Origin of the sequence: Candidatus Desulfofervidus auxilii (genome assembly GCA_030262725.1) — a bacterium.
In the GTDB taxonomy this organism is placed as follows: domain Bacteria; phylum Desulfobacterota; class Desulfofervidia; order Desulfofervidales; family Desulfofervidaceae; genus JAJSZS01.
Genome location: JAJSZS010000014.1, coordinates 31612 through 57901, shown reverse-complemented (window position 1 = coordinate 57901; position 26290 = coordinate 31612). Strand labels below are relative to the sequence as shown.

Genomic DNA, 26290 nt, shown 5'->3' with positions numbered 1-26290 from the left:
ATTGAGAAGAGCTATCATCAAAAACAAGATAAGCAAAAAAACCTTGAGCATTTTCTTTTATCCATATTTGTTTTGTATGTTGTTGTATATATTTAAATTTTTCTTTAGAAGATATTTTGTCTTTAAATTTAATCCAACCAAGCTTAGGTATTTTTATTTTTTTATCTAAAATTTGAAAATGTTCAGGAAAAATTAATATGCCATCAAAATTTTTCTTTCTTTTAAAAGATGGCTTATTAGTATATCCTTTTTTATAATTTTTATATGCTTGATTTAATTTTCTTGCCATTTGTTGAAGTGTATGAGATGGAGATAATTGCAGAAATTCATATTTTTCTTTAAGTTCAGTTATTTTTTTACAGCCTTTAATAAAACTATAAACCTTCATTTCAACAAGTTTATTCCACACAAAACGAGTATTACCCAAAAATTGTCTTAATAATTCTTCCTGTTTTGCTTTTGGATATAATTTAATTTTTAAAATTTTCATTTACCTTTTTGACCTTCAATATATTTTTTAACAACTTCAAGAGTTACAGCACCAACACTTGAAATAAATCTTGAACCACTCCATAGACAAGGAAGACGACTTTTAAGTTTAGGAAATTCTTCTCTTAAAGTTTTTGATGTATAGCCTTTAATTTTACTTACAATACGGTATATTCCAATTTTAGGATTAACATCTAATAATAAATGCACATGGTCTGGCATTACTTCCATATCAAGAATTTCATAACCATATTCTTTTTGTTTTTCTAATATTAACTCTTTTAACCTTTTTGCAATTTCATCTTTAAGAACTGCTCTTCTATATTTAGGACAAAATATAACATGATATTGACAACTATAAACCATGTGTTTAGTAGATTTATATTTTTTTTCTTTATTTTTTATTTCCATAATTAATGCCTTTAATATAAAGGATAATTAAAAATAATTTTTTTGTCAATACTTGAAATTAATTTTAAAAAATGTTATATTAAAAAAAGCAATTCATCCCATACCCTAAAGGGTAGGGCTTTCTTGCTGAAAAAACTTGTAAAATATTGTGATGTTCAAAATTTATCAAAGAAATTTTCTTCAAAATTTTCTGTAATAATCTTAAGTCATGTATTGGAGCATTTGAACAACCCATTAAAAGCAATAGAAGAAGCCCACAAAATAAGTAAATTTGTAATAATTGTTACTCCAAAGCTTTGGCAATTGCCCAATTGGCTTAATCCTTCACATAAGTGGGTTGTTTATAAAAAGGATAATCAGCTTATATTTGAAAATTATTTAAAAAAACAAAAAATAGTTTATAATTTAAGAAAAACTGACTTTGTTTTTTAGATGGAAAAGTTTACTGACATTTTAATTAAAAAAGATAAATGGCAAATAAAAATTTTTCAAAGCGCATTTGGAATACTTAGAGGCATAACAAATAGAAAGGTTAAACAAAACGAAATTATAACTGGAAGGCTGATTGAAGTTGATTTTTTAGGAGAAAATATTAGTAGGCTTAATAAAAGATATTACTGCGCACTGCTTAATTTGCTTTTTGTTTATTGGAGTTTTTATAGACCTACTCACATCTATTTTGAAACTGGACCTATTAAACCTCGCTTTAAAAGAACAATTTATAATCTATCAAGTTTTTTTATTAGCATGATTGCTTTAAAAGATGCGGAAAATTAGTCAATTGAAATTGAAAGATTATTATGGCTTGGTTTTTCTTCCTGCTGAAACAAAAAAATTAGAAACTTCTATTTTAAATAGTCGCTTTATTCAATACGATTGCCCAAAAGATTGGCAATTAGAAGAGCAGATAATTGCTAGAAATAACTTATATAACAAATTTACTCCTTTTTTTAATATTTATCATGTTGCGCTCTATTGTGAATATTGTTTAATAAAAGAGGATGTGAAATTTGCAAATATTATAAATGTGGTGCCTTTAGAAAGTGTTTCTCCCCCAATTGCGAAAGAGATTAGTGTTTATAGAAATATATTTTTTGTGTTTTGTTTTTTGGTTGCTTTAAAAGGGTTAGAAAAATAAAAATGCGAAAAATTAGTGATTTAAAACGACGAGATTGCTCAATAATTTTCACATACAGTAAAATAAGACCAATTATATGGAAAGCTTTAGGAGCTTCCACTATAATTTATGCATATCCTAAAGTAAAAAAAGAACAAGAAATATATAGAGAGAGGTTTTATACAAAATTTACGCCACTTTTAAACACATCTGTGCGTTTTTCAATGCTTCAAAAAGTAACTCAACCCGATGATTATGTTGAGTTAAGCACTTATGCCATTATTGAAACAGATTTAAAAAAATTGTTTTTCTGGATGGGTAGTAAAACTTTAAAAAGAAAAGTTTTTTTTACCTATCCTTTTATAATTGCTTTAATGACTTTTAAAAGGGGGATATAAATGCAAAAAATTAAAACAATTGCAATGACAACTTTTATAATTTTAACAATACTTGGATTTGTTTATTTTGCCTATTGTTTTTATTCAATACAAAAGCAAACTCAAATGATTTATACACAACTTAGTGAAAATATTGCTAAAGTAACTGCTTCTTTTGTTTCTAAAAAGGAATTGGAGAAAGAGTTAAGTAAAGTTAGTGAAATTATACAAAAACAAATAAAAGAAAATAAAGAGCAATTAAGAGCTATAGGAGAGATCACTGCTACTTTAAAAGCAACAGTGGAGTTATGGCAAGAAAGTGATAAGCATTATGTTTCAAAAAGACATCCTCAATTAGAATATCATTTTAAAAAAATTTATCAAAAAACAGAAAAAGGTAAAGTGCCAACTGCTTGGGCAATGTTTTATCCTCATTTAGAAAAATGGAAGACTGGAACATATGATTTAGATTTTTACACAACTATTGTTCAAACAGAAACAGAAAAAGGCGATTACAATTATTATGTGCAACTTGAATTTACCAACCCAATGGATAAAGAAACAAGAGATAAACGATTCCCTTTAAAAGTAAAAGACGTTAAATGGAAGGTATTAAAAAGAAAACAAAAAAAATTTTACTTATTTAACCCTAAATTGGCAGGTGGAGTTAGCTGGATAGATAATTTTGGTATAGAAGTTGGTGTTTTCGCTCTAAATTATGGTAGAACGAAAAAAGATTTAGATTTTGGTTTTTTAAAAATAGGAATTGGACGCTTTGCTGATAAAAAAACCAGATTGACTTTTGGACCAATTGGATATAATCTGGGTAATAAATTACCACTATTTAGTGATTTATGGATATGGTCTGAAATAGGAACAGCATTTGATGGTAATATAGATTTTGGAATTGGTATAACAACTAATTTTTAATATGAGAAAATTTAGTGAAAATTATAAGTATTCGTTTCAAATAATAGAGGTCGCATTACTTTTTTTTGAAACCATGACAATTACCCCATATGTTTCTGGCTCTTTAACCTATACACACGAAAAAGCAATTTTTTTAAATCCAAAAAAACCAAAACATAAAAGACTTATTAAAACATTTTTAAAGGACCCTACTTTGGAAGGTGTTTGGATAGTAATACCTCGTGGTTATCCTTTTTTTTATTCAAGTATGCCTTTTCTTTTATTTTTTAAAAAAGCACAATCTGATATACATAATATTATTTTCTTAGATGAAAAAATTAAAAAACAAATACTATTTCTAGAAACTTTTATAACGGCATTAGGGGCAGTTAAAGGTGGGCATTGAAAAAATCAGTGAAGAATTTCAATTTGAAAATGGACAAATCGCCTTTGCAATGTTTAAAAAAGAGATTGCAGGTGTTGAGCCATCTATTTACAGCACACGAGTTTATCATCAAAATTTAACACAAGGGAAACTAATAGTTTTTGAAGAGAAACATCCTAAACACAAAGAATTTATTGAAAAATTTATTAGCAGATTTTACACAGAACCCATTTTAGATGTTATACCCATTCATTATTTATTTTTTTTCTCAATTATGCCTTATTTACTTTTCTTTGATGCAGTAGAAAGTCTTTTAATATATAATCTAATTTCAGGAAAATATCACAAAAAACAAGTAATATTTCACCAAATTTTTACAACAGCAATTGCAGGAGTTATAAATGGCGATTAAAAAAATCAGTAAAAAATTTCGATTTAAAGATGGACGGGTCGTCTTTGCAATATTTAAAAGAGACATTGCAGGTATTGAACCATGTATTTACAGCACACGGACTTATCGTCGAAGTTTAACACAAGAAAAACAAATAGTTTTTGAAAGGGAAGATCCTAAACACAAAGAATTCATTGAACAGTTTATTAGTAGATTTTACATGGAGCCCCTTTTAGATGTTATGCCTATTCGTTATTTATTTTTTTTCTCAATTATGCCTTATTTGCTTTTCTTTGATACAGTAAAAAATTTTTTGACATGCAATGTAATTTCAGGAATATATCATGAAAAACAAGTAATATTTTGCCAAGTTTTTACAACAGCAATTAAAGGAGTCATGAATGTCAAAAAGGCTTGAGTTTTCTCAAAGAGATTTAAATAAAATTTATAATGCAATTAAAAATGTTTTACACAATATTGTTGCTACTGAAAAACCTCATCGATATTGCACTATAAAAAGAGAGCCTGAAGCTATATCGTTGATATATTTATCAAAAAATATATGCAAACTTGAATCTATTATTAGTTTTTTAGAATTTCATAAAAGGAGATATTTAACATTAGAAAGAGATCCAGATCCACAAACAGAACTTTTGATAAATTATTTTATAACAGCGTTAAAAAATGAGGGGTTTTTACCAGATTTAAATTATCTCGTATCAGAAGGATTTTTTTATGTAAATGAAAAAAAATTTAAGCTTAATAAACATTCATCTATTTTTTTCTTGGGGTTAAAGCCTCATAAAAAAGGAAGAATTGAAAAGTTTACAGATATAATTAATAAAATTGTTTATAATCAATCAAATACCATTTTAATTTGGGTTGGTGACTTTTTTGACACAGTTGCCATTAGAACATTTATTGGCAGCTTTATAAACCAAATTTTCTTTCCACCTCCTTTTTTTGTTAATAAAATTGCTGTATATTTTATAGCAATTTTAGCAATAAGGGGAAGAAAAAATGAGTGAAAATTTTGGAGGTATTGGAGAACTTATTAAAGAATTTTTAACTGGTAAAAGAAAATCAGTTAAATACAGATACGTTGAACCTGATTTACCTGTCCATGTATTATCAAAGGAAAATGGTGCGTTAATTTATACACTTTACTGGACTAATATATGTATTTTTGAGCCTTATAAAAATAACTACAGCTATTATAAGAGGAGAATTTTGACGCTGAATAATGGTGGTTATCTTACTGCAACAACAAGAAATGCAATGTGTATGTTCCTTGATAAATTATACTGGGTAAAGTTTATACCAAAATATTGTGGAGTTTTTAAATATGCCACTGTTTTTGAAATTGATAATAAGAGATTTAAAATTGAGCCAGCTTTACTAATATACTTCTGGGGTAGAAAATCTTATAAAAGAAAATTTGGAAAATTTACAGGTATAGCAAAAGAAATTATTTATGGTAACAAAAAAGGTGTTTTAATTTGGCTTAATGACTTTTTTGATAAAGTAGCTGTGGAAGCTGTTATTGGACGATTTATAAATCGATTGCCTAAATGTTTTGAGCTTGATAAAGGGCTGGATTATATGATTGAACTTGCGCCATATTTTATTGCTTTAATTTCTTTAATTAAGAAAAAATTTGTGAGGTATTTTGGTGATTGACTTTTAATGAAAAATATATCAAACTATTAAAAAACTAAAGGAGGCAATTATGGCAAAAAAAGTAACACCCTTTGAAGACCCAACAACAGACGAATTAGGAGAAATTGAAAAAATTCTTGAAAGTGTTGAAGAAAAGAAAGCCAAAAAAGAAAAGCAAGCACCTCTATCTGCTCCTTCTCCTGCTGCAAAAACTCTTGAAGCATTTACTAAAAGAAAGGTGGTAAAAGAACTTGAATCAATTAAACATCTATTAGGTGATAGTATTAAAATTAAATTCAAAAAAGTAGATGAGGAATATGGCAAACACACACCAATTGTTGTTTTGAGTAAGTCTGAAATAGACCAATATTCTAGTCTTGAAGAATATGTTTTACAATTTCTTGTTCCAAAAGAAGGGCGAGGTCTTTATATAGCTGAGGTAATTGCTGATGATGGGTCTATATTGAAAAAAATAGAAATAGATACAGGTAGAGAACCTAAAAAGGAAGAAGAAAAAAAGACAAAAGAAGAAATAAAAGAGAAAAAAGAAGAAAAACCTCCAACAGAAGAAGTAATCCAACAAAGTGTTAATGTCGTAAAACTAATGAATGATGTCCAACAACATTTATTCCAATTACAGGAACAAAAAGCAGATGTTATTAAGAAAATTTATGATGAGCAGATTAATCATCTGCAAAAGAAAATAGAAGAGTTATCAGAAAAACCAGGAAACGAACATTTAATTTTTATGCTTCAAAATCAAATTGAAAATTTAAAAAGAGAAATGACCAATGTTGATAGAAGTGCTGAATGGGTTAAAGTTTTAACTCCTCTTTTATCCCCAGTAATTCAAAAATTAATCGAGAAAAAAGAACCTAAAGAAAATGTTTTTAAAGAAACTGTTGATGTTATGACAAAAATTATGGACATAGGACATAAACAAACAGAAAAATTTGAAAAACTTATTGAAACTTTAAAAGAAGCATCTGCTAAAAAAGAAGAAAAATCTATTGTAGAAAAATTCATTGAGAATGTTTTCTCTAATCCAGATAAACTTGAAGATATAGTCAACAAATTTTCAGGTAAAGATGCTTTAGAAAAACAAGTTGAAATACTATCAAAACAACTTGATGAAATTAAATCTCAACCAAAAACTGATCCTTTAGATGAATTAGTTGAACAAGCCAAAAAATTTGAAACACTTCAAAAAATATTTAATCCACCAAATGAAAAGCCACCTGTAGAAGTAAAAGAAGAGACAAAAGACCCCATTGACCAACTTCTTGAAAATGTTGAAAAAATTGAAAAATTAAAAGCAATATTTGGTGGTAAAAGTAATTTAGCAAGTATTATAACAATAGCCACTGATGTTTTAAGTAAAGCTTTTCAACATTTAAGCCCATCTATTCAATACATAGTTGATGGATGGGTAAAAACAAAACAAATAGAACTTGAAAGACAAATTATAGAAAAAACTGGAATGATTCCTCCTTCTTATTTAAGACAAGTCCAGCAATATGGTGAATTACCTCAACCTGAAATTCAACAACCTCAACCTCAAGAAACAGAAGTTGAAAAAGAAAAGTTAGATGGTTTATTCAAAGAATATTTTGATAGAACACTTATTGATATAGTTGCTGGGCTTTCAGGAGTGATAACTGAAAAAGGAATTACTCTTGAAGACCTAGGAGGTATTTTAATCAAAGAGGTATCAGAAGAATTATTAAAAAATGAAAACTTACTTAATAGTTTTAAACATGGCATTGAAAACCTTGACAATTTAAAAGATGATATGAGAAAATCAATAATGAAAGTATTAGAAATTAATGAACAAGAGGCTTATGCTTTAACAGAGTTTATACTTAAAGAATTAAAAGAAAAAGTTTTAGGATAAATGCGATTAAGAGCTGAACATGAAGTAGGATGGGGAGAAACAGCAGATTGGGCAAGAGTTCAAATTATTGCAGACCTTATAGAAGAAGGTGGTAAAGATCCATACATTAGAGAATTTGCTGTTAAAATAGTTCGTTCCTGCCCACCTAAAGATTATCATTGTGAAGTTGAAAAAATTTTTAATTGGGTAAAGAAAAATATAAGATATGTAAAAGATGTATATTTTGCCGACAGTTATCATACTGCTAGAAGAATATTAAGTTTAAAAAGTGCCGATTGTGATGATTTTACAATTTTATTAGGAGCTTTATTAACATCTATTGGCTATCCCGTTTTAATAAGAATAGTAAGAGCAAAAGGAAAAAAGACTTTTCATCATATATACCCTCTGGTTGGAATACCACCTGATAGACCTAGCTGGTATCCTCTCGATGCTACTTTTGCTCAGAGTTATGTTGGTTGGGAGCCTGTGTATGTAGAAAAAAAAGATTTTAAAATAATATTTGAATAGAGGGAAGTTATGCTTGAATTGGAAGAATTAAAAAAGGAATATGAACCTTTCAGTAATTATGGTGCTATTCCTTATTTAACAAAAGGTATACATTATTTAACTGAAACTCCTAAAAAATTTAGCCCAGTTAAAGCTGCTGTTAAAACTACTTCTAAAGGTGGAATTTTTAGGTCTATATGGGGTGCTGTTAAAAAAGTTGGTAAAACAACATGGAATATTACTAAAGGCGTAGCTTCCACAATAGATAAAGTTGTAGGTTCAAAAACAATGCAAACAACTCTTCAGGCTGCTGGTGTTATATTACCTGCTGTTATTCAAATTAAAGCGCTTAAAGCAGCCAGAAAGCCACCTCCTAAACAAACAGTTGAATATGTATACAGATATGCAGATAATACTGTTAGAACAACACAAAGAGCAGGCACAGCCAGAGCAGCAGAAGAATATACTGAATATTTAGAGCCTTATGCCACAGAGGAAGAAAGACTTGCTGAAGCACGAAGGAGATATGTAATTAGAAAAATAAGAAGAAGAGAAGAGGAAGAAACAATACAAACTATAAAAAAATACTCTCCTTTAATTATTGGTGGTGCTGCTTTAACTGCATTACTTTTAGGAAAAAGTGAAGAAATTTAGGAGGCTAAAAATGTATGAGTATGAAGGTATAATTGATTGGATCAAAAGAAAATTAGGAATGAAAAAGGCTGAGAAAAAACCTGAAGAAGTAAAGAAAGAAGAAGCGATAGAAAGAGAAGAAATTAAAAAAGAATTAATTAAAAAAATAAAAAGACCTTTATTAAGAAGAACTAATAGGGGACCAGAGGTTGCAAATTTACAAAGGATTTTAATTATTCTTGGCTATTTAGGTAAGGGAGAAGATGACGGTATTTTTGGTCCAAAAACTGAAAGGGCTGTCAGGCAATTTCAAGTAGATGCTGGTATTAAAGTTGATGGAATAGTGGGACCAATAACTTGGGCAGCTTTAACTCAAGCTTTAATTTTAGAAAGAAAGAAGACAAAAAGAAAAGCAATTAAAGCTGTTACACAACCATCCATAGCTGAACTTTTAGCTATTTTAGGAGTTGGTTTAGCAATTTCTGGTTTAATACTGTTAAAACGTTGACAGATTCCACTTAAATTTGATATTCTTTAAATAGGAAGGTTTTGGAGGCAACTTATGGCGAGAAGAACTTTAAAAAGAGGAATGAGCGGTCCTGATGTTAAAAAATTACAAGAAATTTTAGCTTATAATTTAGGTTTATTATCCCCTGCCGATATTACTGGTCATTTTGGTCCTAAAACAGAAAGGGCAGTTAAAGAATTTCAAAGCGATTATGGTCTTAAAGTTGATGGCATAGTTGGTCCCAAAACCTGGGCGGCTCTTGATGATGCAGTTTATACTGTTGAAGAAGAAAAGAAAGAAAAAACATTGGGCAAAGGGTTATCAAACTTCATAAAACATCTTACTGAAACAGCTAAAACTGGACTGGGCATATGGAGGCAAGTGGAAGAAATTAGACTTATGAGTAAAAAAGCGGTAACTCCTACAATGAAAAATGGTAAAGTTGAGATTATTGTGCCCACTGCGCCTCGTAGACGTCCTCGTCGTCCTGGTGTTGTAGTAGAAGAAAAACCTATGTTAGCAAAAGTAATGCCAATTTTAACATTGGCTGGTGTTATTTTTGTAGTGGTTTATATTATTGCTAAAAGAACTTAAAGTATTGACAAAATTAAATGGCACTATGTAAAATTAAATAGGAGGTATAAAAATGGCAAAAGTATTAGTATATGAAGGAGGAGGGTCAAACATGTTTGGACAAGCAGCAGCAATTGATCGCACAATGTTAATGAACTTTTTTAAAGGTGGAGCTATAGGTGCTGGTGGTGTAACATTATTAGACATGATTATTCCTAAAATTCCAGTTATTAACAGATTATCTCCACTTATGAGAAATGTTGCAATGTTAGCTGGAACTGGAATTCTTGGAGCTTACTTATACAGACGTGGGCAAACTGATTTGGGAGTTGGAATTGGTTTAGGTGGTGGTTCAATTTGTGCTTATAAAATCGTTCAGCACATGTTAGGTAAAGTTGTGACTGTGCCAGCGTTAAGAGGCTATGGTCAGGCAGAAGAGGAAGAGGTAGCTCCAGAGGAAGCTGAGGTTACTGTTGAGGAGACACCACCATATGGCATTTTAACAATGACTGAATATGAAAAGCCATATGAGGAAGCAAGTGAAGGATTAGGACAAGAAGAAGAAATTTTAGTTGAAGAATATTAAAATTTAATAAGGAGGTCAATAAAATGGCTGTTGTAACTGTAAAGAGCCCTACAGGAAAAGTAATTACTAAGAAAAAATTAACAGATGCACGCCCATACTGGATTTATGATACTGCTACTTTAAGCACAAGTTTAGCCGACACATACGTATTCCAATCTCCTGAGGGAAGTGACAATAAGACAATCATTGATACCAACTTAAAGCAATTCAGCACCTTACAGGTAGGCTGGCAGTTTGTATGCAATAAGATTCGTATTATTCCACGCTTTATGTCCTATGGTGCTAGCACTGATGCTGTAAACTTAATGAAAGACATTGATACCATTTTCAGTTATGGTGTTTTAAGCTTCTTAAGAGAAGGTGATATTGAAGTATGGCGTGCTCCATTAATTCTTTTTGGAGCAGGTTGCGGACCTGTAGCTTCATTAGCAACTGCTGACAGCACAGACGCTCCTGCTTTAGCTAGCTGGAGCAATGGTTTACCAAGTGCTGGTTCTGTTATGGTATTACCAATTCCTATCATCTTGGTTGGTGGTAGAACCTTCACATTCAAGCTCTCATTTGCCACTGGAAAGACATTACAAGCTGAAAGGAAGTTGTGGGTCTGCTTAGAAGGAATGCTCAGCAGAGAAGTTGTAGGTGGGTAATTTAAAATAGCAAAAATCCCCACCATCTTTTAAATGCTAATTTCAAAGATGGTGGGGTTTTCTAGCCAATGTCTGCTAAAACACTTTTAATTTTAGGTGCTAGTAGTGCATTATTAAGTCTTGTTTTTTTACACAGGAAAGCTTTAGCCCATCCTTTTTGTTTAAGACCTGCTAAAATAACTCCATCTACTAAAGTATTAAGATGGAAAAATCTAGCTATTAAATATGGTAGAAGATATAACATAGACCCTGCATTAATTTTAGCCATTATTCATACAGAAAGTAATGGTAATCCTAAAGCATATAGATACGAGCGACACATAGAAGATGCTTCCAGAGGATTAATGCAAATTTTATATAGAACTGCCAGAGAAATGGGCTATTATGGTAAACCTCAAGGTCTTTATGATCCAGAAATTAACATTAATTATGGTGTAAAATATTTAGCAAATAGAATTAGAAAATATGGCTTTTATAAAGGTATTGCTGCATACAATGCAGGCTCACCAAGATATACAAAAGAAGGCTGTTTTATAAATCAAGCTTATGTTAATAAAGTTATCGGTGCTTATTATGTCTATAAAAGAGTTGCGTTTTGAGGTGATTTTATGTTAAATTAAAAGTAAATAAATGAGGGGGTTGAAAAATGTTAAAGAGGCAAATAGCTAGAAGTCCACAAAAAGTTACTAATATTGAATATGCTGGTAATCCTGAATATAAAGGTTATGAAGCTTGCCCACCAGGGTATGCAGTAAGTGTTGTTCCAGGTAAAAGATTTACTGCTATACCTTTTGATTTCAGTAACATTGCAGCAAGTGGCACAAGTAAAAAGAGATACACCTTATCTACAGGATTTCATTTTGTAGCTTTACAGATAAATGCTTATGGTGTAAATCATGGAACAACTACCGAAAACATGAATTTTACTGTTCTTATCAGGGATGAATTTACATCTCAAGACTTAACCAAAGATCCAGTTCATGCAAAGTGTATCACAGGTAGTGGTAAGAGACCTTATAACATGCCTTATCCATACAGGTTTTTAGGAGGAACAACAATAAGTGTAGAAATTAAAAATCTGGATAGTAGCAATGCCATAGACGTATATTTTGTCCTTATTGGTTATGAAGAACCAGCAACAGCATAGAGGTAAATTATGAATGGAATTAGACCAGAAAGAGCATTAATTATTAGCTGGATAACAAGAGTAAGAGATTATATACGCAAATATCAAAAAGAATTAAGTGGAGTAGATATTCTTTTACTTGAAGGAGAAATCTTAAAACTTGAACTTCTGGCTAATATATGTCTTTCATGCGCTCAAATAGCAGCAATGAATGGTGTAATTGCTTCTCCAAGAACTTACAAAATAACTGTTACACCATCTCCCACTGTTTTAGCAGGTCCTGTAAGCACTTTTAAGATTTTATGGGTATACAATAATGATATAGCTGAAGCCAAAACTTTATGGGTAGATTTTAAGCCTACTTTAAAAGTGGGAGAAGCTTTTCCTGTTGGTCCAGGAAATATTATTCCTTTTGGTTTAGAGCCTAATTTGATTCTTTATGGTATTTGTGCAGAAGCTTTATCAGAACAAATTGAAGTAAGAATTATGGAATTTGATATTTGTTAGGAGTAAGTTATGGCTTTGCAATTAAAAGGTGATGTTGGTCCTGCATTAATGATAACACTATGGGGCTGGAATCAAACTGAAGACACAATATATCCAGTTTATGTAATTGATAATGGTCTTAGAACAACTGCTAACCTTTATGCCTATGATGTTGCCAGTTCAGAATATAAAAAACTCACTTTAACTCCATCTATAGATGATAGTTTATCAACAGCAAATTTAATAAATGCTTTAAATGTTGTTTCATTATTATACGCATTTGATGGCACAAATTTTAGAAGACTAAATGTAGAAGCAACACCAGGTGAAAGCATTACTCCATCAAATTGTTTACATAATTGCTCTATTATATATGGATATGATGGAAGTTCATTTATTTGTCCAAGGATAATTGGCACTCCAGGAGCCACCATATCACCAGCCAATTTTTTAGGTGCTGTTACATTACTATATGGATACGATGGAGCAAATTATAGGCGTGTTTTAGTAAATACAAGTGGTAATTTAGAAGTTGTGCAAAAGCCTGATAAAACAGAAGGTAGTAGTAGTGGAACTACAACTGATTCTGAAACTGTTGTAGCAACAATTGATTTAAGAAATAAAAAAGGAGTAACTATCTTTGTTAAAAACAATGGGGATACAAATGATATGGATGTTAAAATAAAATCATATGTAAGATATTCTGGAACAATTGATTATGAAGAAGATAGCAAAGTTTTAGCACCAGGAGAAAAAATGAAGATAAATCTTGAAAATTTACAAAAAGTTACTGTATCAGTTAAATCTACTACAGCAGGTGCTTCAACGAGTTATATAGTTGAATATCTTAGTTATCAATAGGAGAAATTATGTGGTTAACTGGCTGGCAATATAGAAAGAAAATAACAATACAGGGGCAAAGTGGAGCAGGCAGTGGCTATCAGGTTTTATTAAAAGTTGGAGAAAGTTCAGGAGCTTCAGGATATGATTTTCACGTTGAAGGACACTCTGCAATTTTCCCATCTGGCAAAAATGATAGTGGAGATTTAAGATTTACTAAAAGTGATGGAATAACAGAGTTACCAATATGGGTAGAAGCTGTAGAAGGCACATCTCCAAATAGAGTTGCTTATGTTTGGGTTAAAGTTTCTGACAACTTGGATAGTAATGTTGATATATATTGTTATTATGGGAACAGTAGTGCTAGTAATGTAAGCAATGGAGATGATACATTTGACTTTTTTGATGATTTTGAAGGAACAGCTCTTGATTCAAATAAGTGGAATTCTATACAGCTTAGTGGTTCAGGAGGTTATCATTCGGTAAGTAATTCTGAATTGATAGTAATACAAACTCCTCAAAGCACTGAAAGCGTTTATAAAGTATACTCAAAATTAAATTACTTAAATAAATTTTTAGAGTTAAAATTAAAAATTCCAAATTATAAGATAAAAGATGGTCAATATGGTGGTAGTGGATTTGATGAATATAGCACTGAATTTAATAATCAAATAAAAACAGCAGCTTGGAATGCAATTAATATTATTAAAAGGTATCGTTGTTTTTCAAATGGGAATGAATCATATTGTGATATATCAGTAGATCCAGAAGATTATCATATTTATGGAATTTGGTGGAAAGATTCATCATTAGTAAAATTTTATGCAGATTTTAATCTTGATTGTGAAATAACATCTAATATACCAACAATAAATTTACCAATAGTGTTTCATACTCGCACATGGAAAAGCGATACAGTTGATGGCAAAGTTATATGTGACTGGGTAAGAATAAGAAAACGTGTTGATCCAGAGCCAAGTTTTTCTTCAGCAGCAAGTGAAGAAGAATCAAAAACTGCAAGTTCCATAACTGCAAGTAATCATTTTAAATTTAAATTAATGTCAGGAGATATAGACTTTGATGTCCATACATTCAAGATTTGCTTAATGCAAAGTGGATTTACCTTTGATAAAGATAACCATGCAACATGGTCTGATGTATCATCTTATGAGTTACCTACAGGTAATGGTTATACTCAAGGTGGCAAGACATTACAAAATGTTCAAGTTCAAGAAGATGATGTTAATGATAGATGTGTTGTTAGTTGGGATGACATTGGTTGGCAAGCATCTGGAGGAGACTTAGTAACGCCTGGAGCGATAGTATATGACGATGATACATCAGATGACACGATAGTAATGTATATTGAATTTGATAATGGAAATGATGTAACAGTAAAGGATGGTCAAAGCTTATATATAGAAAATATTAAAATTATCCTTTATTAGAAAAAATATGGCAGTTAAAAATGAGCGAAATACGAATAACAGATTGTCAACTAAATATACATGTATTAGGAAATATATGTTACGAGATATATACAGATTTACATATTGGAGAATGTATAGCAAATATAAGTTTAATATTTAATGCTGAATATGAAGCTAAAGAAAGTTACATTCCTGTTATTGCAAAAAGATTGAGAAAAAGGATAAAAAAATATAAACATAAGGAGTTAATTATGGCAGAAACATATAAATCAGGAAAAATTGAAGCAAGTGACAGCACTCCTCAGGAAGTTATATTGAAAGGAAGTGAATATATATGCTTACATTCAAAACAACTTGACTGGCAAATTAAAGTGTTAACAGTTAAAGACAAAATTAATGGTAAAACATATGATGATGTTGATATAATATACCTTGATGAAGGACAAACAATTGACGATTTATTAAATGTTTATAGTATTCAATTTATATGCCCAAATGCAAGTGGAACAACAAATGGAATTTTATATTATTATTCCAGTAAATAGGAGATAACGATGATTAACATTTGGGATTTTTTGAAGCATATTTTAACTAATGAATTGGTTCATATTGCACCAACAGGTCTAAGTATTGGAATACTTGTATATATTTATTTTTTAGATAGAAGAATAAATGATTTTAAAGAAAGAATAAGAAATTTAGAAAATAAAATAGAACGTTTTGAAACTATTATTTTAGATATTATTACAAGTAGAAAAAATGGCTAAAATTGTTGAGGTTAAAGGATTAGAAGGTTACGGTCAATTACCTGATGTATTAGCTCTTTTAAAGGAGACTATTATTCCTGAAAAGATTCGTATTAAATTAAATCTTTTACCAGATTTTACAATTGATGTTAGTAAGTTAATACAACCTAAACCAAAAGAAAAACCTTCTATATTATCTAAATTATTATCACCAAAAATTATTTTTTTAAAAGAAGGTAAAGCATATGAAGTAAATCCATTTGCTAAAGAAAAAATGAGAAGAGTGCCATTAACTATGGATTTATTAAAACCAACTTGGTTTGACCAGTATGCTCCTACTCTTGGAGTGCTTTTAATTGGATTAACAATTATTGGTTTTGCTTCAGTAATGAAGTTGATATATGAAGAGTTATTTGGTAAAAAAGGGAAATAAATTGAAGTTACCAGCAGGAACTCAATATAAAGGAGTAAAAAACGGATGGCATATATATTATCATCCATTATTTGGTAAATACTGGTTTATTAAAAAAACAATACTTGGTGATTTATTAGTTAAAGAAGAAAGGAGATGCCAATGTTAGAAACATACGAAGAATTTGGCTTTATACCATTAATTCCAATAGCTTTAGGTATTACAGGAATTAGTGGAGCTTTAGCCACCTATTTCATTACTCACCCTAAAAAACCAGCAGAGGTTGTTGCATCAAAAATAGAAAAATGTGCTAAAGAATTGCAAGAAGAAGGTTATAGCCCTGAAAAAGCAAATAGAATATGTTTAGAAAGATATAAAATAGCTCAGGAAGCTGTTGTAAAAGAAATTCAGAAAAAACCTTTAAGTATAACTGAAGTTATTTTTCTATTAGGTTTAGGCGCTTTAGGTTTATATGCTTATAAAACTTTTAAAAAAGGAGCTAAGTAATGCCAAAGCCAATTAAAATAGTCATTCAACCAGAAACACCAGAAGAAGCTAAAATTTTTGTTGAAAAAGCACATGAAATAGAAGATTTAATTGATTTTTTATTAAGGACAGAATTAACACCAGGTGATGTGAAAAATATAGTTGAACGTTACCTTGGTGAAGAAGTGGCATTAAGAAGAATTATAGGATACAGTGACCTAGAACTTGAAGGACTGGTTGAAATTGATGAGGGTTATGGTGGTCTTGTTATTGATGAAGCCAAAGCAGAACTTTATCCATGCACCTGTTATGATATAGGAGAAGGAAAAAAGCTTTGTTTTTCTAAAGGAATTATAGGAGCTTTAACTGAAGAGCAGATTAAGAAATATTGTAAAAAAGGAATCGTTCATAAAACTTCAGAAAGGTTAAAAGAGAGAATAATGAATTTTAGAAAAGCAGTCAGAACATGCTGGGCACGAGTTAAGGCTTTAAAAATTGAAAAGAAAGGGAAGAAATTAGAAAAATTCTGGCAATGCATGAGTGAATGGTTTTGCGATTAAACATCATGCACCTGTTGCGGTGAATATAAAACATAACTACATCCTGCTAAATCTCCATTCGCTTTTTCTGAATGTAATAATGACAAACTAGCACCATCAAATTTATATAGCTCCACATATCCATCCTGCCTTGAAATAATTATTAAGGACATATCATCTGATGAAGAAATATCACTTATTCTTGCTCCTATTGTTTTAGATACTTTTTCAACCAAACTACCTGCATTTTCATCAAAATAGTATATATAAAGATTATTAACAACAGTAGCAGCCAAGTAATTATCTATTAAATTTACCAAACCATTTACATTCGCTAATGCTTGATCTATAACATGATTAATAACTCCATCATATTTATAAACAGATATATTCCCACCCTGATATACTGCAAAATGGTCTTCAGATATTCTTTCAATATTTTCTACAGTTCCTGCTATTGTAACACTAGCTAATTCAGTAAAATAAATATCACGAACTTCTATTGTATTCCCATAACCAATCGCTATCAAGTCATCAGTAAGAAAACATGCAAAAACATCTTTATCAAAAGTTATATGAGCTAATAAATTACCCTGCAAATCATATTTATATAAAGTGCTTTTTTGAGTAAAAATTACAACATCATTTCTCACACTAAATGATGTAACAGAACTTAATACACCAGTATCTATTTCACATACTTTACTGAGAGTTTGATTTTCAAATTTAAGTATTTCTATTAAAGCCATTTTTTTTATAATACTCTTCTAAAAGTAATTGTCAATATTTTGATTTGACAAAAAAAACAATAATGGTAAAATAGGCTAGCAAAATAATGGAGGTCAAAAATATGGAATTAGAAGTAAAAGATTATGAAGAAGAAATAAAAGAAAAAAAAGAAGAAACAAAAGAAAAAGATGAATGTTTACCATGTAAGCTTTCAGGAGCATTAGAAATTTTATTATCACAGGCTGAACCAGAACAGAGAAAAGAACTTGTTAAAAAATATATCAGATGTGAGGCTACTTTAGAAGATATTGCTAAGGAAGTTAAAGCAGATCCAGAAATAGTTGAAGTAATCAAAAAAGAAGTCCCAATTGATAAAACCTGTTGTGAATTAAATGCATGTCAGATTAGTTTAGATAAAGAACTCGAAGATAAAGAAAAACCAGAAGAGCAATAAAATGTTCTGGATAGCTCTATCATCTTATGGATTTACTTTAGGATTTTTTGAGTTAATTCGCTATTTTAAATTAGCAAAAAAACTAAACTTCAAACCGTTTAATTGCCAAATTTGTTTATCTTTCTGGTATGGTTTTTTTATTTCTTTACTTAAAGGTTATCAACTTATAGATTGTATATTAATAGCTTTTTTGAGTATCGTTTTTACTAAAATTTTAGACAATTTTGCTCCTAATACAAATAATAAACTTTCTGAAATAGAAGTGGAATTATGAGAGAAATTTTGACACCTTTAAAACATTCTCAAAAATTAATACCTCCCAAACATTATTTTTCACTTTTATCAACCAATGGCTCAACTGTTAAAAATATAATTTATCAATGGGATACTAAAAATTTAACTAACATAACTTCATTAAATGTTTCTGTTTATAATAAAATGCATATTCCTAAAGGGCTAAAAACTTATCAAAATAAATATATAATCTCAAGATATACAGGAGTTGGTAGATGGATAGCTGTTGCTGATATAAGTTCACCATATTTTATTTTATTAGAATGGAAAGATGAAACTCAATTAATTAAAAAAGCTGAATATAATTTAGGTAATAGTGCATATGGAGTTGCTTTTTCTCCAAATGGACAATATATCGTATGTGGCACTGAAGGACATCCTAATGTTCACTTGCTTAAATGGGATGAAACTAATTTAACAAAAGTGGCTGAATATACTTTACCAAATAATGCAAATCATAATTGTTATAGTGTTGATTTCTCACCAGATGGTCAATATATTGTATGTGGATACCAAAACTTTTATGGAAATTATCCTTATGTATCTATATTAAAATGGGATGGAACAAATTTAACAGAACTAGATAATTACAACATTGGTGGAGACTGTTATGGAATAAATTTTAGTCCAAATGGGCAATATATTGCCTGTGCTCATATATACTCTCCATGTATCACTTTATTAGAATGGGATGGAACTAATTTAAAAAAAGTGGCTGAATATGATTTAGGGGGTAACTCTGAATGTAAATTAAAATTTAGCCCAGATGGTCAATATATAGCTACAGGACATAATAACAGTCCATATTTTGCTTTACTTCAATGGGATGGAAGCACTTTAACAAAAGTAGCTGACTATACACTACCTGATATTTGCTTTGGTGTATCATTTTCTCCTGATGGTCAATATATAGCATGTGCACATGCTGATTCTCCTTATTTTACACTATTAAAATGGGATGGAACTAATTTAACAAAAGTGGCTGAAAACAATTTACCAGTAAATTATCCATCAAAAGCATGTTCTTTTGATATAAGTGGTCAATACTTAGTTGTTACTTACACTAGAAGTCCTTTCTTAAGCGTTTTTAAATGGGATGGAACTAACTTGACCAGGTTAGATGATTATACCTTACCAGGTGAAAGCCATGATTGCGAATTTTATTAAAAACTTGCTTTTAAAAATATTTTTTGATAAAAAAATAGACAAATGCCAGTTATTGAAATTTTAAAATATGAACAAGAACAACTCAGTAAAATTGCTGAAATATCTTATGACATTACCTATCCAATTCTTTCTTTTGATACAATTGCTAGTTATATTTCAGTTACTACAAGAAAAAGCCCCAGTGAATATGCATTAAGCATTTTTAATTTAAGTGGTTCAAAATTAGGAGAAATAATTTATTACTCACCAATTATTAGCGCTTTTTTATCTTCAGAATATCTTATTGTTGGTAATTACACAACAATTGAAATGAGAACTATTGATTTATCCTTAATAGATTCCTACGATATTGGTTATCCAATTTCAAAAGTATTACGATTAACCTATCCATATTTTTTAGTCTATAGAGCTGGATCATTAGAACTTTATAAATTTGAAAACACAATAAGCAAGCTATCCTCAGTTGCCATTAATATTAGAAGTATGACTAATTTAACCAATAATTATATCGCATGTGATACGATAAATAAAGAATTATTAATTTATCGTTTTAATGGCTCTTCCTTAGAATTTATAACCAAAGCAACACTAACAGGTTATATTTCAGATATGGCATCCATAGATGGTCAATTAATAGCAGTAACAACTCACGATGGTAATTTGCATTTATATAATTTTGATGGGCAAACTTTAACTTTATTAAAAACAGAAAACATAGGAATTCACGCTGCTGGAGTTACTATATTTGAAAAAAAAGAAGAAGTTATAGACATATGATAATACCCAACTTAAAAAGAGAAAAACTTCATCCTCCACCAGAATATAAAATAGCAGTAATGTGTGAGGAAAGTTTAAAAACAAAGGTATATAAATGGAATGGAACTACTTTATCTCAATTAACTTCAAGAGATATGACCGTTTTTAATCATGCATATAGAGCAAAGGGATTAATAAATAACAATAAAAACATTATAGCAAGGTATTCGGATGGGCAGTGGATTACAATGTTTGACTCAGAAATGCACATTTTAAGTTTTAATGAAATAGAATTAAGAACAGTTAAAACATTCTATACAGAAGGATTCGATAAATTAACTGATGTAACAGGACGACCAATAGGAGTAGCAAATAATGACCGATACATTGCTATTCCAACAACTGTTCCTAATGTTATATTTTTAGGATGGAATGGAGAAGATTTTACAATTTTAGATACTTTATCCACTAACGATAGTCCTATTAGTTGTATTTTTAGTCCAGATTCAAATTATTTAATAGTTTTAAAATATTCTTCTCCACATATATTAGTTTTAAAAATAGAAGACGATAAATTAAATTTAGTAAATCAATATGATGTGCCATCAGGAAATTTAGCTAAAAGTGGTGCTTTTAGTCCAAATGGAAATTATTTTATAGTTTCTTATTTAGGAGATTCACAAATTTACGAATTTGATAATGGAACCTTAACGCCAATAACAACAATTGGTAACACAAGCCTAAGCTGGGACATTCAATTTTCTCCTGATGGTCAGTATATAGCATTTGTTGATTACGATAAAAATTTGCAAATATACAATTTCGATGGAAGTCATTTAACACATATTACTACTTATGGATCTAATGGAATGTCAAATGCTTGTGCATGGTCTCCTGATGGTAATTACATTGCTTTTGGTAAAAAAGAAGCATATGAAAATAAGTGGTATATCCAAATTTTTGAATGGGATGGCACATCTTTAAATTTAAAATATCAATCGCCTAATGTTGGTGATTACTTTCAACGCCCTTGTTTTTCAAAAGATCAAAATTATTTTGCAGTTGTTATCGGTTGCCAACTACATATATACCATTTTTTAAATGGTCAATTATACTATATTTGTCAAACTAGTGACACACATTTAAAATATGGTATAAAATTTTTAAATAATTTATAAAGGAGCAGACTATGCGACTCAAAGTAAAAGACATAATTTTTGATACAGATGAAATAATTGCTTATGGTAAGTTAGAAGTATCAATTGCTTCACCAGGTGTAGAAGGTATTGCTGGTCCTATGGTCATATCAAATCCAGCTATTATAATTTATTTAAAAGGTGGAGGACAGTTAGCTATAAGGTTTAATTCAGCAAAGGAAAGAGATGAGTTTTTTAATAGGTTGGAGAAAATATTACCTCCTCACGAGGAATTTATTTTGAACAAACATTAATAATGAGAAGAATTAGTCGTAGCTTAAAACATTTTCAAAAACTGATACCTGCAAAACACTACATTTCTATTTTATTGACTAGTGGAGGAATTAAAAACAAAATTTATCAATGGGATGGCAAAAATTTTAATAATATAACTTCATTAGATGTTTCTGTTTATAATAAATTACATATTCCAAAAGGTCTTATAAGTTATAGCAATAAATACATCATTTCTAGATATACTATGGCTGGCTATTTATGGGGGTGGGGACGAAATCAATATGGTCAATTAGGTTTTGCTAATGGTGTTGGCTATTATAAAACACCACAGAAAATAAGTGGACAAGAAAATATTTTACAAATAACTTGCGCCAATCATTCACTAATTTTAAAAGCTGATGGCACAGTTTGGGGAACAGGTTATAATGTTTATGGGCAAATTGGTGATGGCACAGAAGAAAATAAAAGTGAATTCACTCAAACATTAGGCATAGGAGGAAGTGGTTATTTAGAAAACGTTAAAGCTATTGCATGTTCAACGGCTGGTCATAGCTTGGCAATTCTTGCAGATAATACTTTAGCTGGATGGGGACGTAACTATGATGGTGAATTAGGAGAAAATGGAGGAGCTGGTGAAGAACATGTTCCAGTTTTATGTAATATAACTGATGTAATTTCAGTGCAAGCAGGTTATAACGCTACTATAGTTTTAAAATCTGATGGAACTGTTTGGGCATGGGGTTATAATGCTTATGGTCAATGTGGTGCTGGAGACACTGAAGCTTATAAAACATTACCAGTTCAGGTTATAAAAGAAGATGGAACTCCTTTAACAAATATAAAACACATTGCTGTTGGAGGAACGTGTAGTTTTGCCATAACAGAAAATGGAGAAGTTTATTGCTGGGGTAAAAACGGTTATGGTGAATTAGGATTAGAAACACTAGGAACCTATACAAAAGCTAAGTTAAATCCAAATATAAACGATGTTGCTAAAATTAGCTCAGGATGGGAACATACATTCTTTTTAAAAAATGATGGCACTCTTTATGCATGTGGTCATAATTATTATGGACAACTAGGTGATGGAACTACACAAAATAGAAAAACTCCAGTTTTAATTGATATTGAAGGAGCAGTAATAGATATTGCCGCAGGCTATCATCATTCTTTAGCGATAACCACTTAAAATTATCTTTCAAATCTTGCCTTTTAATATATTTTTATGGTAAAAAATAATTAAGATGAAGCCCGACATTTTAAAAGAAAGAGACAACATTATTTCAGAAATTAATAAAAAAGAAACAAGACTTAATAAAATTCCTGCTTTAATAGCATGGCATTCCCGTCAAATGGATATATTAGGCAGAGAATTAATATCTTTAGGTCCTAAATACACAAAAGAATTACAAAAAATAACAGCAGAAAAAAAAGCTGTTTTACAAAAATTAGAAAAAGATCCTACAAATGTTGAATTGGATAGAAAACTCAAAGAATTAATAAAAAAAGAACTTAATTTACCAGAAGAAATCAAAAGAAGAAAAAAAGAAGTTAAATCAAAAATAAAACAACATCAAGACACCATATTAAAACTATTTGATGAAAAAACTAAATTAAGAAATGAAATAGCTGAATTAAAATCAAAATTAGAAAAAATTGAATTAAAAATAAAAGAAGAAGCTAAAAAAGAAAGTAAAATTAAACTTGAAAAAGAAAAAAAGAAGCTCATTTTTAGTTTTTTAATAGGCAGCACTCTTTTATTGGTAGGTCAAGAATAAATGGAAATAACAGAACAAGTTTTAGAAATATGGAGTGAACCAATTAAAAACTGGCTAACACAAAAATTAAATGAAACAGGTTATTTAGGATTATTTTTACTTGCAAGTGGTAAAGTTATGCTTGTAAACAAAGAAGGTAAAAATGAATTTTATCCAACATTAAAAGATGCTTTAAATAAATTAAATGGGAGGAGGTAAAAATGATTTTAGTAGAAAGACCAAGAAGAATGCCATATAGGTATAGGGTTTCACATGTGCCATGGTGGTGGAGAAGAAAAAAAGTTTTAGTAAGACGAAGATTACCTAAATGGTTTATTGGCGCTTTAAGGTCAAAAAGAAGATGGGAACAAGTTTGGTATGGTAGTATGTTAGAATATATAGGACGTTTACCTAAGCCAATAGCAGAAAGAATTTCACGTCAAATATTAGCAAGAGTGCCAAAAGCAGGAGTATAAAATGTTTTTTCTTAAAAATTTAGAAAGTTATGATGATTCTTTTGGGCGAGTCCGAGCAAAAGTTGGAGCATGGACAGTTAGACGTGTTCCACGAGTTGCTCGGCGTCCACGTCGAATATGGGAAAAAGGTCGTTATGTAGTAACACCAAAAGTTAAAGTGGTCGGAAAGCTAAGGCGAGTTTCACCTGCACCACCAAAGCCTGTTATTGTTAAAGCACCTCCAAAAGAAAAAATTGTAAGAGAAGTAATAAAAGAAAAAGTTGTAGAAAAAGTAAAACCTATGCCTTTAATTTATCATCTAAGACCACTTGAACCAGTTCGCTTGGAGCCTGTAAGAGAGCTTCTTCCTCCTCCAAAATATAGAAGACCAGCTCCTCCTTTAGTAGTTAAAAAACCAGAAGAAAAGAAAGTTGAAAAACCAAAACCAGTTAAAAAAGAAGACCTTAAGAAAATTTTGCCATTTTTAATAGGAGCAGGAATTTTAGCCTTGACAGCAGGAGGGGGAGAAGCTGAAATAACATAATTTTTAAAATAATTTAAAAGGAGTGAAAAATGTTAATTTTGGAAGAAAAACCCAAATACAGGCACTATGGTTATGCTTATAATTATGAATTCATTGATATAAAAACAATCCCAATGTGGGTCTGGCTTGCTCTTGGTGGTGTAGTTGCTGTTTTTCTCTTATTAAAGAAAAAAGGGATTAAAGGGTTAATTGCAAAAATGAAACGATATGAAGAGCAAGCAGAAAAAGCAAAAAAGAAGGCGGAGGCTTTGAAGGAATATATAGAACATTTAAAAAGAATAAAAGAATTAAAAGCAAAATTAAAAGCCTAAATGGGACTCATATTAAAATCAATAAAACGAGAAAAATCAATACCAAAAAGTGAGTTATACTTATATAATTCAATATACACATGTGGTTATAATAATGGTTTCTGTAATTTAGGAATAGGTAGTGAAGTTCTCAATAGAAATTTACCATCAATAGTTGTTAAAGACCCAATAGGATATGTGACAGATGTTACATTTATATCATGTGGTAGTAACCATACATTAGCATTGACAAAAGATAATAAAGTAATGGCTTGGGGAGTTGGAGGAGCTGGAAGACTTGGTAATGGCTCAACAGAAAAAGCTTGTTCTGCTATATATGTAAAAAATCCCTCTGGAACTGGACATTTAAGCAATATTAAAAAAATAGCAGTTATGACAAGTGGTAGCCATAGTTTAGTAATTGATTTTGATGGTTGTGTATGGGCATGGGGATGGAACTTTAGTGGTCAATTAGGCGATGGAACAACAACAGATAGATATTTACCTGTAAGAGTTAAAGGAATAAATGGAAATGGATATTTATGCAATATCATAAAGATTGTAGCAGGCGGCAGATCATCTTTTGCCTTAACAGAAGACGGATTTGTTTTGCGTTGGGGGCTTAAATTTGAAGATTTTGCTAATTATTATACTACACCACGTATCCAACCTGGACCTGGAGGTTCTGGATATTTATATAATGTGACAAATATTTTTGCTAGTGGCAATACAGCATTTGCAATAAAATCAGATGGAACCGTATATGCATGGGGAGCCAATTACTATGGTCAACTTGGTATCAATTCAACTGACCTTACTAAAGATTATCCAACAAAAGTAAAAGATGTTGATGGTGTATCAGATTTAAAAGACGTAATACAAATTGCACCTGGATGGGAACATACCTTATTTTTAAAATCAGATGGAACAGTATATGCATGCGGTAGAAACAATGACGGTCAATTAGGCGATGGAACAACAACAAATAGATATAAAATTGTGCGAGTAAAAAATTTAACAAATATTATATACATAGCAGCAGGTTCATCACATTCTCTTGCAGTAAAATCAGATGGAAGCGTATATGCATGGGGAAGAAACAATAATGGTCAATTAGGAGATGGAACATATACAAATAGACATACACCTGTTAAAGTAAAAAATGAAGATGGCACTGGTTATTTATCAGATATTGTATGTGTTTCAGCAGGAATGGAGTTTAGTGCTTTTTTAAAACAAAAAAGAATTCCAACTGAAGACATTTAGAGGTAAAATAAA

The 26290-nt window shown here is 30.2% G+C and carries 43 protein-coding genes and 1 pseudogene; 41 read left to right on the top strand and 3 right to left on the bottom strand.

Annotation, left to right across the window (positions count from 1 at the left end):
- Together LWW95_08550 and tnpA are read right to left on the bottom strand one after the other, a co-directional pair.
- Nucleotides 1–490: helix-turn-helix domain-containing protein (locus LWW95_08550; protein ID MDL1957075.1), on the bottom strand; the 490-nt coding region annotated here is incomplete at its 3' end.
- Nucleotides 487–900, bottom strand: a complete 414-nt coding sequence (tnpA, locus tag LWW95_08545) for an IS200/IS605 family transposase (protein ID MDL1957074.1) — start codon at nt 898–900, stop codon at nt 487–489. The genes LWW95_08550 and tnpA, both read right to left, overlap by 4 nt.
- A gap of 123 nt (nt 901–1023) precedes the next feature.
- Here tnpA and LWW95_08540 point away from each other — a divergent pair, with 123 nt between their 5' ends.
- The 28 genes and pseudogenes from LWW95_08540 (at nt 1024) to LWW95_08405 (ending at nt 17154) form a co-directional block, all read left to right on the top strand.
- Entirely contained in the window at nt 1024–1332 is a 309-nt protein-coding gene (locus tag LWW95_08540; protein ID MDL1957073.1) for a class I SAM-dependent methyltransferase, read from the top strand.
- The gene (locus LWW95_08535; protein ID MDL1957072.1) at nt 1333–1677 is read left to right on the top strand and encodes a hypothetical protein; all 345 of its coding nucleotides are present in this window, start codon (nt 1333–1335) and stop codon (nt 1675–1677) included.
- The gene (locus tag LWW95_08530) at nt 1664–2038 is read left to right on the top strand and encodes a hypothetical protein (protein MDL1957071.1); all 375 of its coding nucleotides are present in this window, start codon (nt 1664–1666) and stop codon (nt 2036–2038) included. Before LWW95_08535 ends, LWW95_08530 begins: the two co-directional genes overlap by 14 nt.
- 2 nt (nt 2039–2040) lie before the next feature.
- Nucleotides 2041–2415, top strand: coding sequence for a hypothetical protein (locus LWW95_08525; protein ID MDL1957070.1), 375 nt, complete (start codon nt 2041–2043; stop codon nt 2413–2415).
- On the top strand, nt 2416–3324 hold the full coding sequence (locus tag LWW95_08520; protein MDL1957069.1) for a hypothetical protein: 909 nt from the start codon (nt 2416–2418) through the stop codon (nt 3322–3324).
- Between the two features lie 73 nt (nt 3325–3397).
- On the top strand, nt 3398–3709 hold the full coding sequence (locus LWW95_08515; protein ID MDL1957068.1) for a hypothetical protein: 312 nt from the start codon (nt 3398–3400) through the stop codon (nt 3707–3709).
- Entirely contained in the window at nt 3699–4100 is a 402-nt protein-coding gene (locus tag LWW95_08510; GenBank protein MDL1957067.1) for a hypothetical protein, read from the top strand. The genes LWW95_08515 and LWW95_08510 overlap by 11 nt, the downstream gene beginning before the upstream one ends.
- A complete protein-coding gene (locus LWW95_08505; protein MDL1957066.1) occupies nt 4090–4497 on the top strand; it encodes a hypothetical protein in 408 nt (135 codons plus the stop codon). The genes LWW95_08510 and LWW95_08505 overlap by 11 nt, the downstream gene beginning before the upstream one ends.
- Nucleotides 4481–5107: a hypothetical protein gene (locus tag LWW95_08500; protein ID MDL1957065.1), complete on the top strand. Its 627-nt coding sequence runs from the start codon at nt 4481–4483 to the stop codon at nt 5105–5107. Before LWW95_08505 ends, LWW95_08500 begins: the two co-directional genes overlap by 17 nt.
- Nucleotides 5100–5759: a hypothetical protein gene (locus LWW95_08495; GenBank protein MDL1957064.1), complete on the top strand. Its 660-nt coding sequence runs from the start codon at nt 5100–5102 to the stop codon at nt 5757–5759. Before LWW95_08500 ends, LWW95_08495 begins: the two co-directional genes overlap by 8 nt.
- Before the next feature lie 49 nt (nt 5760–5808).
- Nucleotides 5809–7632 carry a hypothetical protein gene (locus tag LWW95_08490; GenBank protein ID MDL1957063.1) on the top strand — a complete coding sequence of 608 codons (1824 nt, stop codon included), beginning with the start codon at nt 5809–5811 and terminating at the stop codon, nt 7630–7632.
- A complete protein-coding gene (locus LWW95_08485; protein ID MDL1957062.1) occupies nt 7633–8142 on the top strand; it encodes a transglutaminase-like domain-containing protein in 510 nt (169 codons plus the stop codon).
- Nucleotides 8143–8151: 9 nt separating this feature from the next.
- On the top strand, nt 8152–8775 hold the full coding sequence (locus tag LWW95_08480) for a hypothetical protein (protein MDL1957061.1): 624 nt from the start codon (nt 8152–8154) through the stop codon (nt 8773–8775).
- Between the two features lie 10 nt (nt 8776–8785).
- Nucleotides 8786–9262 carry a peptidoglycan-binding protein gene (locus tag LWW95_08475; GenBank protein ID MDL1957060.1) on the top strand — a complete coding sequence of 159 codons (477 nt, stop codon included), beginning with the start codon at nt 8786–8788 and terminating at the stop codon, nt 9260–9262.
- Between the two features lie 81 nt (nt 9263–9343).
- Nucleotides 9344–9523 (top strand): annotated as a pseudogene (locus LWW95_08470) (peptidoglycan-binding protein).
- Between the two features lie 385 nt (nt 9524–9908).
- The gene (locus LWW95_08465) at nt 9909–10421 is read left to right on the top strand and encodes a hypothetical protein (protein ID MDL1957059.1); all 513 of its coding nucleotides are present in this window, start codon (nt 9909–9911) and stop codon (nt 10419–10421) included.
- A gap of 23 nt (nt 10422–10444) precedes the next feature.
- A complete protein-coding gene (locus tag LWW95_08460) occupies nt 10445–11068 on the top strand; it encodes a hypothetical protein (GenBank protein ID MDL1957058.1) in 624 nt (207 codons plus the stop codon).
- Between the two features lie 68 nt (nt 11069–11136).
- On the top strand, nt 11137–11667 hold the full coding sequence (locus LWW95_08455; GenBank protein ID MDL1957057.1) for a transglycosylase SLT domain-containing protein: 531 nt from the start codon (nt 11137–11139) through the stop codon (nt 11665–11667).
- A 47-nt stretch (nt 11668–11714) separates the two neighbouring features.
- Nucleotides 11715–12215: a hypothetical protein gene (locus tag LWW95_08450; GenBank protein MDL1957056.1), complete on the top strand. Its 501-nt coding sequence runs from the start codon at nt 11715–11717 to the stop codon at nt 12213–12215.
- Between the two features lie 9 nt (nt 12216–12224).
- A complete protein-coding gene (locus tag LWW95_08445; protein MDL1957055.1) occupies nt 12225–12701 on the top strand; it encodes a hypothetical protein in 477 nt (158 codons plus the stop codon).
- A gap of 9 nt (nt 12702–12710) precedes the next feature.
- A complete protein-coding gene (locus LWW95_08440) occupies nt 12711–13541 on the top strand; it encodes a hypothetical protein (GenBank protein ID MDL1957054.1) in 831 nt (276 codons plus the stop codon).
- A gap of 8 nt (nt 13542–13549) precedes the next feature.
- Entirely contained in the window at nt 13550–14968 is a 1419-nt protein-coding gene (locus LWW95_08435; protein MDL1957053.1) for a DUF2341 domain-containing protein, read from the top strand.
- 20 nt (nt 14969–14988) lie between these two features.
- Complete coding sequence (locus LWW95_08430) at nt 14989–15495, top strand: hypothetical protein (protein MDL1957052.1); 507 nt, start codon at nt 14989–14991, stop codon at nt 15493–15495.
- A 9-nt stretch (nt 15496–15504) separates the two neighbouring features.
- Complete coding sequence (locus LWW95_08425) at nt 15505–15717, top strand: hypothetical protein (GenBank protein MDL1957051.1); 213 nt, start codon at nt 15505–15507, stop codon at nt 15715–15717.
- Nucleotides 15710–16129, top strand: coding sequence for a hypothetical protein (locus LWW95_08420; GenBank protein ID MDL1957050.1), 420 nt, complete (start codon nt 15710–15712; stop codon nt 16127–16129). Before LWW95_08425 ends, LWW95_08420 begins: the two co-directional genes overlap by 8 nt.
- Nucleotides 16098–16277, top strand: coding sequence for a hypothetical protein (locus LWW95_08415; protein MDL1957049.1), 180 nt, complete (start codon nt 16098–16100; stop codon nt 16275–16277). The genes LWW95_08420 and LWW95_08415 overlap by 32 nt, the downstream gene beginning before the upstream one ends.
- Nucleotides 16271–16615, top strand: a complete 345-nt coding sequence (locus LWW95_08410) for a hypothetical protein (protein MDL1957048.1) — start codon at nt 16271–16273, stop codon at nt 16613–16615. The genes LWW95_08415 and LWW95_08410 overlap by 7 nt, the downstream gene beginning before the upstream one ends.
- The gene (locus LWW95_08405; protein ID MDL1957047.1) at nt 16615–17154 is read left to right on the top strand and encodes a hypothetical protein; all 540 of its coding nucleotides are present in this window, start codon (nt 16615–16617) and stop codon (nt 17152–17154) included. The genes LWW95_08410 and LWW95_08405 overlap by 1 nt, the downstream gene beginning before the upstream one ends.
- On the opposite strand, the gene LWW95_08400 is transcribed toward LWW95_08405, so the two are convergent.
- Nucleotides 17151–17882, bottom strand: a complete 732-nt coding sequence (locus LWW95_08400) for a hypothetical protein (GenBank protein ID MDL1957046.1) — start codon at nt 17880–17882, stop codon at nt 17151–17153. The genes LWW95_08405 and LWW95_08400 overlap by 4 nt on opposite strands.
- A 101-nt stretch (nt 17883–17983) precedes the next feature.
- On the opposite strand from LWW95_08400, the gene LWW95_08395 reads away from it, so the two are divergent.
- From LWW95_08395 to LWW95_08335, 13 genes are read left to right on the top strand one after another with little or no spacing between them, the layout of a single operon-like run.
- A complete protein-coding gene (locus LWW95_08395) occupies nt 17984–18316 on the top strand; it encodes a hypothetical protein (GenBank protein MDL1957045.1) in 333 nt (110 codons plus the stop codon).
- A 1-nt stretch (nt 18317) separates the two neighbouring features.
- A complete protein-coding gene (locus LWW95_08390) occupies nt 18318–18590 on the top strand; it encodes a hypothetical protein (GenBank protein MDL1957044.1) in 273 nt (90 codons plus the stop codon).
- A complete protein-coding gene (locus tag LWW95_08385; protein ID MDL1957043.1) occupies nt 18587–19777 on the top strand; it encodes a hypothetical protein in 1191 nt (396 codons plus the stop codon). Before LWW95_08390 ends, LWW95_08385 begins: the two co-directional genes overlap by 4 nt.
- Before the next feature lie 42 nt (nt 19778–19819).
- A complete protein-coding gene (locus tag LWW95_08380) occupies nt 19820–20554 on the top strand; it encodes a hypothetical protein (GenBank protein MDL1957042.1) in 735 nt (244 codons plus the stop codon).
- Nucleotides 20551–21711: a DPP IV N-terminal domain-containing protein gene (locus tag LWW95_08375; GenBank protein ID MDL1957041.1), complete on the top strand. Its 1161-nt coding sequence runs from the start codon at nt 20551–20553 to the stop codon at nt 21709–21711. Before LWW95_08380 ends, LWW95_08375 begins: the two co-directional genes overlap by 4 nt.
- 11 nt (nt 21712–21722) lie before the next feature.
- On the top strand, nt 21723–21983 hold the full coding sequence (locus LWW95_08370; protein ID MDL1957040.1) for a hypothetical protein: 261 nt from the start codon (nt 21723–21725) through the stop codon (nt 21981–21983).
- Nucleotides 21984–21985: 2 nt separating this feature from the next.
- Entirely contained in the window at nt 21986–23155 is a 1170-nt protein-coding gene (locus tag LWW95_08365) for a hypothetical protein (GenBank protein MDL1957039.1), read from the top strand.
- A 55-nt stretch (nt 23156–23210) separates the two neighbouring features.
- A complete protein-coding gene (locus LWW95_08360; protein ID MDL1957038.1) occupies nt 23211–23744 on the top strand; it encodes a hypothetical protein in 534 nt (177 codons plus the stop codon).
- The gene (locus tag LWW95_08355) at nt 23745–23942 is read left to right on the top strand and encodes a hypothetical protein (GenBank protein MDL1957037.1); all 198 of its coding nucleotides are present in this window, start codon (nt 23745–23747) and stop codon (nt 23940–23942) included.
- 2 nt (nt 23943–23944) lie between these two features.
- A complete protein-coding gene (locus LWW95_08350) occupies nt 23945–24199 on the top strand; it encodes a hypothetical protein (GenBank protein ID MDL1957036.1) in 255 nt (84 codons plus the stop codon).
- Between the two features lies 1 nt (nt 24200).
- The gene (locus tag LWW95_08345; protein ID MDL1957035.1) at nt 24201–24722 is read left to right on the top strand and encodes a hypothetical protein; all 522 of its coding nucleotides are present in this window, start codon (nt 24201–24203) and stop codon (nt 24720–24722) included.
- A 29-nt stretch (nt 24723–24751) separates the two neighbouring features.
- Entirely contained in the window at nt 24752–25033 is a 282-nt protein-coding gene (locus tag LWW95_08340) for a hypothetical protein (protein ID MDL1957034.1), read from the top strand.
- Nucleotides 25034–26278: an RCC1 repeat- and reductase domain-containing protein gene (locus LWW95_08335; protein ID MDL1957033.1), complete on the top strand. Its 1245-nt coding sequence runs from the start codon at nt 25034–25036 to the stop codon at nt 26276–26278.
- The last annotated feature ends 12 nt before the right edge of the window (nt 26279–26290 follow it).